7 protein-coding genes and 2 pseudogenes (1 of these 9 running past the window's edge) are annotated in these 9,095 nt (G+C 65.0%); 4 read left to right on the top strand and 5 right to left on the bottom strand.

Translation table 11 applies throughout. The annotated features are described in order from the left end of the window. The 3 genes and pseudogenes from ACFE99_RS13500 to ACFE99_RS13490 form a co-directional block, all read right to left on the bottom strand. The coding region (locus ACFE99_RS13500) for an acetolactate synthase large subunit (protein ID WP_375486047.1) at positions 1-964 on the bottom strand (964 nt) is incomplete at its 3' end. Continuing rightward, a pseudogene (locus ACFE99_RS13495) lies at positions 961-1,798 on the bottom strand (amidohydrolase family protein). The pseudogene ACFE99_RS13495 and the gene ACFE99_RS13500, both read right to left, overlap by 4 nt. Before the next feature lie 68 nt (positions 1,799-1,866). Continuing rightward, positions 1,867-3,510, bottom strand: coding sequence for an acyl-CoA synthetase (locus ACFE99_RS13490; RefSeq protein ID WP_375486045.1), 1,644 nt, complete (start codon positions 3,508-3,510; stop codon positions 1,867-1,869). A 60-nt stretch (positions 3,511-3,570) separates the two neighbouring features. Between ACFE99_RS13490 and ACFE99_RS13485 the strand changes: the two genes are divergently transcribed. Continuing rightward, the gene (locus ACFE99_RS13485) at positions 3,571-4,371 is read left to right on the top strand and encodes a crotonase/enoyl-CoA hydratase family protein (protein WP_375486043.1); all 801 of its coding nucleotides are present in this window, start codon (positions 3,571-3,573) and stop codon (positions 4,369-4,371) included. A 66-nt stretch (positions 4,372-4,437) separates the two neighbouring features. On the opposite strand, the gene ACFE99_RS13480 is transcribed toward ACFE99_RS13485, so the two are convergent. Beyond that, positions 4,438-5,649 carry a cytochrome P450 gene (locus tag ACFE99_RS13480; protein ID WP_375486040.1) on the bottom strand — a complete coding sequence of 404 codons (1,212 nt, stop codon included), beginning with the start codon at positions 5,647-5,649 and terminating at the stop codon, positions 4,438-4,440. Positions 5,650-5,677: 28 nt separating this feature from the next. Here ACFE99_RS13480 and ACFE99_RS13475 point away from each other — a divergent pair, with 28 nt between their 5' ends. Then, positions 5,678-6,397, top strand: a complete 720-nt coding sequence (locus ACFE99_RS13475) for an acetoacetate decarboxylase family protein (protein ID WP_375486038.1) — start codon at positions 5,678-5,680, stop codon at positions 6,395-6,397. A gap of 52 nt (positions 6,398-6,449) precedes the next feature. On the opposite strand, the gene ACFE99_RS13470 is transcribed toward ACFE99_RS13475, so the two are convergent. Continuing rightward, entirely contained in the window at positions 6,450-7,481 is a 1,032-nt protein-coding gene (locus tag ACFE99_RS13470; RefSeq protein ID WP_375486036.1) for an LLM class F420-dependent oxidoreductase, read from the bottom strand. A 58-nt stretch (positions 7,482-7,539) separates the two neighbouring features. Between ACFE99_RS13470 and ACFE99_RS13465 the strand changes: the two genes are divergently transcribed. Then, a complete protein-coding gene (locus ACFE99_RS13465) occupies positions 7,540-8,541 on the top strand; it encodes a Zn-ribbon domain-containing OB-fold protein (RefSeq protein ID WP_375486034.1) in 1,002 nt (333 codons plus the stop codon). Between the two features lie 14 nt (positions 8,542-8,555). Continuing rightward, a pseudogene (locus tag ACFE99_RS13460) lies at positions 8,556-9,095 on the top strand (thiolase domain-containing protein); it runs 579 nt beyond the window's last position.

Here is a 9,095-nt window from a genome sequence, read left to right as displayed (position 1 = left end):
CAACTGCGGCAGCAGTGCCGGGCGCCAGGACGTCGGCCAGCGCAGCCAATGCGGCGGCGGCACCGGCGGGGCCGGCGAGCTGGTGGACCTCGCAGCCCTCCGGCACGAGGTTGCTGGGCTTTCCCGGGTAGGCGAAAAACGACACCGGTGATGCCGCCCCGGCCAGCACGAGATGCCTAGCGCCGTCGAGTTGGGCGGCGACGGCTTCGGCGAAGTAGGCGAGCCGGTCGACAGCGGGGATGCCGGCGCCGCGCTGCAGCAGTGTCGGGAACGTCTCGCAGTACCAGCGGGCGCCTGTGGCCGCAGCGACACGCGCGGCCGCGGTCAGCCCCGGCGCGCGGGTGGCGTCACCGCCGACGAGGATCACGGTGGGCTCCCCGGATCGCAGTACCTTGGCGGCCAACTCGACAGCATCGGTGTCGACCGCCGACGGCCGCGGTTGGCTGGGCGCCGCTGCCGCTGTGGCACCGTCTGACCACGACACGTCCGCGGGCACGATCAGGGTCGAAATTTGGCAACCCTCTCGGCTTTTCGCAATCGCTTCCGCAGTGTCGGTTGCGACGCTGGCGGGGTTGTCGCTTCGGCGCATCCAGCCGGACACGCTGCCGGCCAGCGCGTCGATGTCGGATTCCAATGGGGCGTCGTACTTCTTGTGAGAGGTGGCGTGGTCGCCGACGATCACCACCATCGGCACTCGGGCGCGTCGGGCATTGTGTAGGTTGGCCAGCCCGTTGGCCAACCCGGGCCCCAGGTGCAGCAGCACCGCGGCAGGCCGCCCGGCGATACGGGCATAGCCGTCGGCCGCGCCCGTGGCCACACCCTCGAACAAGGTCAACACGCCGCGCATCCGCGGAACACTGTCCAGCGCTGCGACGAAGTGCATTTCGGAGGTGCCCGGGTTGGCGAAGCACACCTCGACTCCGCCGTCGACCAACGTGTTGATCAACGCATGCGCGCCGTTCATGGCTGCGCCTCCCGTCGGTTGAGCCCGAAGACTCGTTCGGCGTTGCCGTGCAGATACGCGCGACGGGTCTCGTCGTCGAGCCCGAGTTCGTCGAGACCTGCGAGCGCGTGCGCATGCGCAATCATCGGATAGTTGGTGCCGAACAACACTTTTCGCCCGCCGGTGCTGGTTTTCATGAACCGGACGAGTTCTTCGGGGAATCGTTTCGTGGTGTAGGCGGAGGTGTCGATGTAGACGTTCTCGTGCTTGCGGGCGACGGCGACCATCTCCTCGGTCCACGGATAGCCGATGTGCCCGCACACGACGACAAGCTCGGGAAAGTCAAGCGCCACCTGGTCGATGTAGGGAATCGGGCGCCCCGTCTCCGACGGCCGCAGCGGACCCGTGTGGCCCACCTGGGTGCAGAACGGCACACCCAACTGCACGCATTCGGCGAACAGCGGATAGTAGCGGCGGTCAGTCGGCGGCGCATTCCACAACCACGGCACCACACGCAGGCCGACGAACCCGTCGTCACGCACTCGTCGCCGCAACTCACGCACCGCATCCATCGGGCAATCCAGGTCGACCGCTGCCAGCCCGGCAAACCGGTTGGGGTGCAATCGCATCCAGTCGGCGACCTCGTCGTTGCTGACGAGGTCTTGACCATTGGGGCCGTGCCACGCGGACAATAGGCCGACGTCCACAGGCCCCGGCGTCCATGGACGCGATGGTCGCCTCGATTGGGACCTCGGTATCAGGTATCGAACCGCCGGTCCAGCGCCGCAACGACGTCAGCATGTCGCTGCGCAAAAACCGCAGGGTCGGGTGCTGCATCCACGCGTCGATGGTCATCGCGACTCGACTGTAGACGCAGCTAGCTGTCGCGGATACCGACCCGTCGTTGCACAGCTGCGTGCGCATCAAGCCCGTACGTGATTGGCATGCACCTCGTCGGCGGGCCGAGCTTCCGTCTGCTCCTTGGCCCAGCGGTAGTCCGGCTTGCCCGCGGGTGATCGCTTGATCTCATCGACATACCAAAGCTTCCGGGGGACTTTGTATCCGGCGATCTCGCTGCGCACGAACTGGTCGAGTTCGGAAAGAGACGGGCGTGTTCCGGGTCGCGGTTGCACGACGGCGGCCACACATTGGCCGTAGCGCTCGTCGGGTACGCCGACCACCAGCGCGTCGAACACATCTGGGTGGCCTTTCAAAGCGGCCTCGACTTCTTCGGGGTAAATCTTCTCCCCGCCGCTGTTGATGGATTGCGAGCCGCGGCCCAGCAGCGTCACCATGCCGTCTTCCTCGACGGTCGCATAGTCGCCCGGGATGGCGTAGCGGACGCCGTTGATGACCTTGAAGGTGGCCGCGGACTTCTCCGGATCCTTGTAGTAGCCGACTGGGACGTGACCGCGTTTGGCGATGACGCCCCGCACACCCGAGCCCGGCTTGACCTCGTTACCGTCCTCGTCGAGCACCACCGTCCACTTGTCGATGGTGACCCGCGGCCCGCCGGTGTGCGCCTCGCCCTTCGCGACGACGCTGGTGCCGCCGAACCCGGTCTCCGATGAGCCGATCGAGTCGGTGATGACCCGATTCGGCAGCAGCTCAAGCAGTTTCTCCTTGATGCTCGGAGAAAACAGCGCGGCGGTGCTGGCCAGCAGATACAGCGACGAGAGGTCGTAGTCGTTGTCTTTGGTGAGGGCGTCGAGCAGCGGTCGCGCCATCGCGTCACCGGTAAAGAACAGCAGGTTCACCTTGTGCTTGTGGATTGTCTGCCAGACTTCGTGGGCATCGAATTCCGGTGCGAGGACGATAGTTCCGCCGGAGAACAGCGCCATCCAGGTGGCCGACTGCGTTGCGCCGTGGATCATCGGCGGGATGGGGAACCGCACCATGGGTGGCCCGGCAGCCGCCTGCTTGGCCAGGTCGTATTCGTCCTTGATGTATTCGCCTGTGGCGAAATCGGTTCCGCCGAGCAGCACCCGGTAGATGTCCTCGTGGCGCCACATCACGCCCTTGGGAAAGCCGGTGGTGCCGCCGGTGTAGAGCAGGTAGATGTCGTCGGGGCTGCGCGGCCGGAAATCACGCTCGGGTGCGCCCTGTTCGAGCGCGGCGTAGAACTCGACGCCGCCGTAGCGCTGGTAGTCCTTGTCGCTGCCGTCCTCGACGACGAGCACCGTCTTGACGTCGGGGGTTTCCGGCAGCACGTTGGCGACGCGATCGGCGTACTGACGCTCGTGTACCAGCGCCACCATGTCGGAGTTGTCGAACAGGTAGCGCAGTTCGCTCTCGACGTAGCGGAAGTTGACGTTGACGAGGATGGCGCCCGCCTTCACGATGCCCAGCATCGCGATCACGATCTCGTTGCGGTTGCGGCAGTACAAGCCGACCTTGTCGTCTTTCTTGACGCCCCGGTCGATCAGGTAGTGCGCGAAGCGGTTGGCCTTCTCCTCAAGCTGCGCATACGTCAGCTGATCGTCGCCGCAAATCAGGGCGACGCGGTCAGGCACGGCGTCGATGGCATGCTCGGCTAGGTCGGCAATGTTCAGGGCCACGGACCCCAAATTAGAACGTGTTACATTTCCTGACAAGTCTGTGGCCTATGCGGAGGAAGGCAGACGCTTGTGAGCGACTCTGAAAAAGAACCCGACGCCCTAGTTGAGCAGCGCGGACACACCCTCATCGTGACGCTGAACCGGCCCGAGGCCCGCAACGCGCTGAGCACCGAAATGATGCAAATCATGGTCGATGCGTGGGACCGCGTCGACAATGATCCCGACATCCGGTGCTGCATTCTGACTGGGGCCGGCGGCTACTTCTGCGCGGGCATGGACCTCAAGGCGGCAACCGCCAGGCCGCCGGGTGAATCCTTCAAGGACGGCAGCTACGATCCGTCGCGTATCGACGCGCTGCTCAAGGGCCGACGGCTGACCAAGCCGCTGATCGCCGCCGTGGAAGGCCCGGCCATCGCCGGCGGCACCGAGATCCTGCAGGGCACCGACATCCGGGTTGCCGGCGAAAGCGCCAAGTTCGGCATTTCCGAGGCCAAGTGGAGCCTGTATCCGATGGGCGGCTCGGCGGTGCGGCTGGTGCGGCAGATCCCCTACACCGTGGCCTGCGACTTGCTGCTGACGGGGCGGCACATCACCGCTGCCGAGGCCAAGGAGATCGGGCTGATCGGGTATATCGTTCCCGACCGGCAGGCGCTGAGCAAGGCTTTGGAGCTCGCGGAGGTGATCTCGAACAATGGGCCGTTAGCCGTGCAGGCGATCCTGCGGTCGATCCGCGAAACCGAAGGCCTGCCCGAAAACGAAGCGTTCAAGATCGACACCCAGCTGGGAATCAAGGTGTTCCTGTCCGAGGACGCCAAGGAAGGGCCGCTGGCGTTCAAGGAGAAGCGCACGCCGCAGTTCAAAGGTCGCTAGCTTTCGCCCGCTACCGCACCGAGTGTGAAGCTGTTGCGAGAATTTCGCCGATTTATCGCAACAGCTTCACGCTCGATGCGCGGGCGCCGTCGGGGTGAATACCACCGGCATTGACTCCAAGCCGCTGACGAAGTTCGCCGGCCGCAGCGGAAGCCGGCCGTCGGAGGCCAGTCGCAGGTCCGGGAGGCGCTCCAAGATTCGCTTGGTCATCAGCGTCAACTCCAACCGGGCCAGCTGGTTTCCCAGACAGAAATGCGTGCCGAATCCAAATGCCAGGTGGCTGTTGGGGTTTCGGGTGATGTCGAAGTGCTCAGGTTCGTCGAACTCCGCTTCGTCGAAGTTGGCCGACTCGAACAGCAGCATCATCTTCTCGCCCTTGTACAGCTGGGTGCCGTGGAATTCGGTGTCTGCGGTCAGGGTGCGACACATGTTCTTCACTGGGGAGGTCCAGCGCAGCATCTCCTCAATTGCGCTAGCTAACAGTTGATCCGGATCACCCTGCAGCATCTCCCACTGGTCACGGTTGCGCAGCAGCTGCTCGGTGCCGCCGGAGAGCGTGTGCCGGGTGGTCTCGTCGCCGCCGATGAGGATTAGCAGTGTTTCCATGACGAGCTCGTCGTCGCTCAGCCGCTCTCCATCGACTTCAGAGCTCACCAACACACTGACCAGGTCGTCGGTAGGCTCTTTCCGGCGCGCGGCAATGGTGGCCCTGGTGAAGTCGTTGTACGCCGCGAAGGCGTCCATGGTGACTTGGAAGTCCTCTTGCGACACATGGGAACTGAGGAACGCCACTAGATCGTCGGACCACTTGAGGAACATGTCGCGCTGTTCTGGGCGCACTCCGAGCATGTCGCCGATGACCGCCATCGGCAGCGGTGCGGCCAGGTCCCGCACAAAGTCGCACTCACCGCGTTCGCACACGGCGTCGATCAGTGTGTCGCAGAGCTCAGCGATCGATTGTTCCTTGTCCTTCACCTGCTTGCGGGTAAAGCCAGCATTGACGAGCTTGCGCCGCAAAAGATGTGGTGGATCGTCCATGTCGATCATCATCGGCAGCGCGTCCTGGTCGGGCCGGATCCCGCCGGTGTTGGAGAACAGTTCCGGGTTGCGCTCGGCGTCGATGATGGCCTGATATGTCGATGCGGCGGCCAGACCATTGCGGTCGCGAAACACCGGCTGGTTGGCCCGCATCCAGCGATATACAGCCCGGGCTTCTCCGCTGGCATAGAACTGGCCGTCGGTCAGGTCCACGTCAGGAATTGCGATCGCTTCAGTCATCGCCACCCTCCCCACTACAGTGAGCGTCATGTCTGTCACGCAACACACCATCGCCGGCACGGTGTTGACCATGCCGGTCCGGATCCGAAAAGCCGATGTGCATAGCGCGATGTTTTCGGTCGCCGCCGATGCGGCGCAGCGGCTCATCGACTACAGCGGTCTGGCGGTCTGCCAGCATCGGCCCGGACGCGCCGTGGTCAACCTGATGCTGGCCCGCTACTTCGACGGGGACCTCGGGCAGTATCACGAATTCGGTACCGCGGTCATGGTCAACCCACCCGGCTCGCGTGCACGCGGGCTGCGGGCGCTGGGATCGGCCGCAGCGTTCATCCATCACCTGCCGGTTGACCAGTCGTTCACGTTGGAAGCCGGCCGCCGCATCTGGGGCTTCCCGAAAATCATGGCGGACTTCACCGTGCGGGAGGGCCGCCACTTCGGTTTCGACGTCAGCGCCGACGGCTCGCACATCGCCCGCATCGACTTCAGCCCCGGGTTGCCGGTGCCCTCTGCGTTCACCTCGCGGCCCCAGGTGCTGAAGACCTACACCTACGCCGAGGGCAACACCCGCGAAGTGCCCTGGGAGATGAAGACGACGGGTGTGCGGGGCCGCATCGGCGGCGCGACGCTGCGGCTTGGCGATCACACCTACGCCAAGGAGCTGGCCTCGCTGGGGCTGCCCAAGCGCGCGCTGGTCTCGGGATCGGTGCGCAACGTCGAGATGACCTTCGGCGACGCACGCGCGATCTGACCAGCTCACCCGGTCAATCTAGAACGTGTTCTAATCGCCTGGCAAGGACTAGTCACACCAAGCCGGCAAGCTCGCTTACCTGCGCGGGGCTGCGGGCCGAGACCACCATCATCGTGACGCCTGCAGCCTCCCACGCAGTGATCTGCTTACGCACGTAGTCGATGTCGCCGACGATCACGGCGTCGTCGACCAGTTCATCGGGGATCACCTTGGCGGCCTCGTCCTTGCGGTTGCTCCGGAACAGCGTGGTGACGTCGTCGACCACCTCCGAGTAGCCCATCCGGCGGTAGACGTCGGCATGGAAGTTGGTGTCCTCGGCGCCCATGCCGCCCATGTAGAGCGCCAGATACGGCTTGATGCCGGCGAACGCCGCAGCCCTGTCTGCGGTGATCACCACCTGCGCGGTCGCGCAGATCTCGAAGTCCTCCCGCGTGCGGCGCGCGCCCGCTCGGGCGAAGCCTTCATCGAGCCATTCGTTGTACATGTCGGCCAGCCGGGGGGCGTAGAAGATGGGCAGCCAGCCGTCGCAGATCTCGGCGGCCAACGCCACGTTCTTCGGACCCTCGGCGCCGAGCATGATCGGGATGTCGGCGCGCAGTGGATGCGTGATGGGCTTGAGCGCCTTACCCAATCCGGTAGTGCCTTCGCCGGTCAGCGGCAGTGGGTAGTGGGGACCGGCGCTGGTCACCGGCTTTTCCCGGGCCCACACCTGGCGGATGATGTCAACGTATTCGCGGGTCCGCGCCAGCGGCTTGGGAAACGGCTGGCCATACCAGCCCTCTACCACCTGCGGGCCGGAGACGCCGAGCCCCAGGATGTGCCGGCCGCCCGAGAGGTGATCCAACGTCAGCGCGGCCATCGCACACGCGGTCGGAGTGCGCGCGGAGAGCTGCACCACCGATGTACCCAGTCGCACGCGGCGGGTGGAGGCGCCCCACCAGGCCAGCGGCGTGTAGGCATCCGAGCCCCATGCCTCGGCGGTGAACACCGCGTCGAAGCCGGCATCCTCGGCCGCAGCCACCAGGTCGCCGGCGTTGTCCGGCGGTTGAGCGCCCCAATATCCGAGCTGCAACCCGAGCTTCATTAGATTACCTTTCGACCGATTCTTGCCACGATTGTTAGAACCTGTTCTACTCGAAGCCGTGACAGCCAGCTCAAGTCGCCTGACCCTGATCGAACAACCCGAGCCACCTCTTTCGGCACCGCTGACGTTGTCTTTCGACTACACCCGTTCGGTGGGTCCCACGCTCGGTAAGTTCTTCACCGCTTTACGCGACCGCCGCATCCTCGGGGTGCGCGGATCCGATGGCCGGGTGCATGTGCCACCGGCCGAGTACGACCCGGTCACCTACGAACCGCTGGGCGAGATGGTACCGGTGTCCGGCGTCGGCACCGTCGAGTCCTGGTCCTGGCAACCCGAACCGCTGGAGGGTCAGCCCTTGGACCGCCCATTCGCGTGGGCGCTAATCACACTCGACGGCGCCGACACCACCCTGCTGCACGCCGTGGACGCGGGTGATCCCAAAGCGATGGGCACCGGCATGCGAGTGCATGCGCAATGGGTCGACGAGCCAGTCGGCGCCATGACCGACATCGCGTATTTCGCCCCCGGCGAAGGAGAGCCGGCCAGCGACGACGCTCCGCCATCGAGCGACGACCGTGATCCGGTCACCATGATCGTCACCCCGATCCACATGGAGATCCAGCACACCGCCTCGCACCCGGAAAGCGCCTACCTGCGGGCGCTGCAGGAAGGCAAGCTGCTCGGCGCCCGGACCGGCGAGCACGGGAAGGTGTATTTCCCGGCACGAGAAGCCGACCCGGCCACGGGACTAGCTCTCGACAACTACGTCGAGGTGTCCGACAAGGGCACGATCACCACGTTCGCGATCATCAACATCCCGTTCGCCGGCCAGCGCATCAAGCCGCCCTATGTTGCGGCCTACGTGCTTCTCGACGGCGCGGACATCCCGTTTTTGCACCTGGTGACCGAGATCGACGCCTCGGAGGTGCGCATGGGCATGCGGGTCGAAGCGGTGTGGAGGCCGCGCGAGGAATGGGGGCTGGGCATCGACAACATCTCGCATTTCCGGCCGACCGGCGAACCTGACGCCGACTACGACACCTACAAGCACCACCTGTAAAGGGCTTACCTGTAATGAACGCTCGCGATGTTGCGGTCGTCGGCTTCGCCCACGCCCCGCATGTCCGCCGCACCGACGGCACCACCAACGGTGTCGAGATGCTGATGCCGTGTTTCGCCCAGCTGTACGACGAGCTCGGCATCACAAAAGCAGACATCGGCTTTTGGTGCTCCGGCTCATCCGATTACCTTGCCGGACGGGCATTTTCGTTCATCTCCGCGATCGACTCGATCGGAGCAGTGCCACCCATCAACGAATCACATGTCGAGATGGACGCAGCCTGGGCGGCCTACGAGGCCTACATCAAGCTGCTGACGGGCGAGGTCGACACCGCGCTCGTCTACGGTTTCGGCAAGTCCTCGGCAGGAACACTGCGCCGCATCCTCTCGCGGCAGACCGATCCGTATACGGTGGCGCCGCTGTGGCCGGATTCCGTATCGATCGCCGGTCTGCAGGCCCGACTCGGTCTTGAGACCGAAAAGTGGAGCTTCGACCAGATGGCCCGCGTCGCTTACGACTCGTTCGCTGCGGCGCAGCGAGTGGACTCCGAGCCG

It is taken from the genome of uncultured Mycobacterium sp. (genome assembly GCF_964249325.1).
Classification (GTDB): Bacteria; Actinomycetota; Actinomycetes; order Mycobacteriales; family Mycobacteriaceae; genus Mycobacterium.
Note: the sequence above shows the minus strand (reverse complement) of the source record. Positions and strands in the feature narration are given on the sequence as shown.

Excerpts from the sequence above, each read along its gene's own strand:
- ACFE99_RS13470 (WP_375486036.1), bottom strand. The coding sequence starts at position 7,481 with ATGAAGCTCGGGTTGCAGCTCGGATATTGGGGCGCTCAACCGCCGGAC.
- ACFE99_RS13480 (WP_375486040.1), bottom strand. The coding sequence starts at position 5,649 with ATGACTGAAGCGATCGCAATTCCTGACGTGGACCTGACCGACGGCCAG.
- ACFE99_RS13475 (WP_375486038.1), top strand. The coding sequence starts at position 5,678 with ATGTCTGTCACGCAACACACCATCGCCGGCACGGTGTTGACCATGCCG.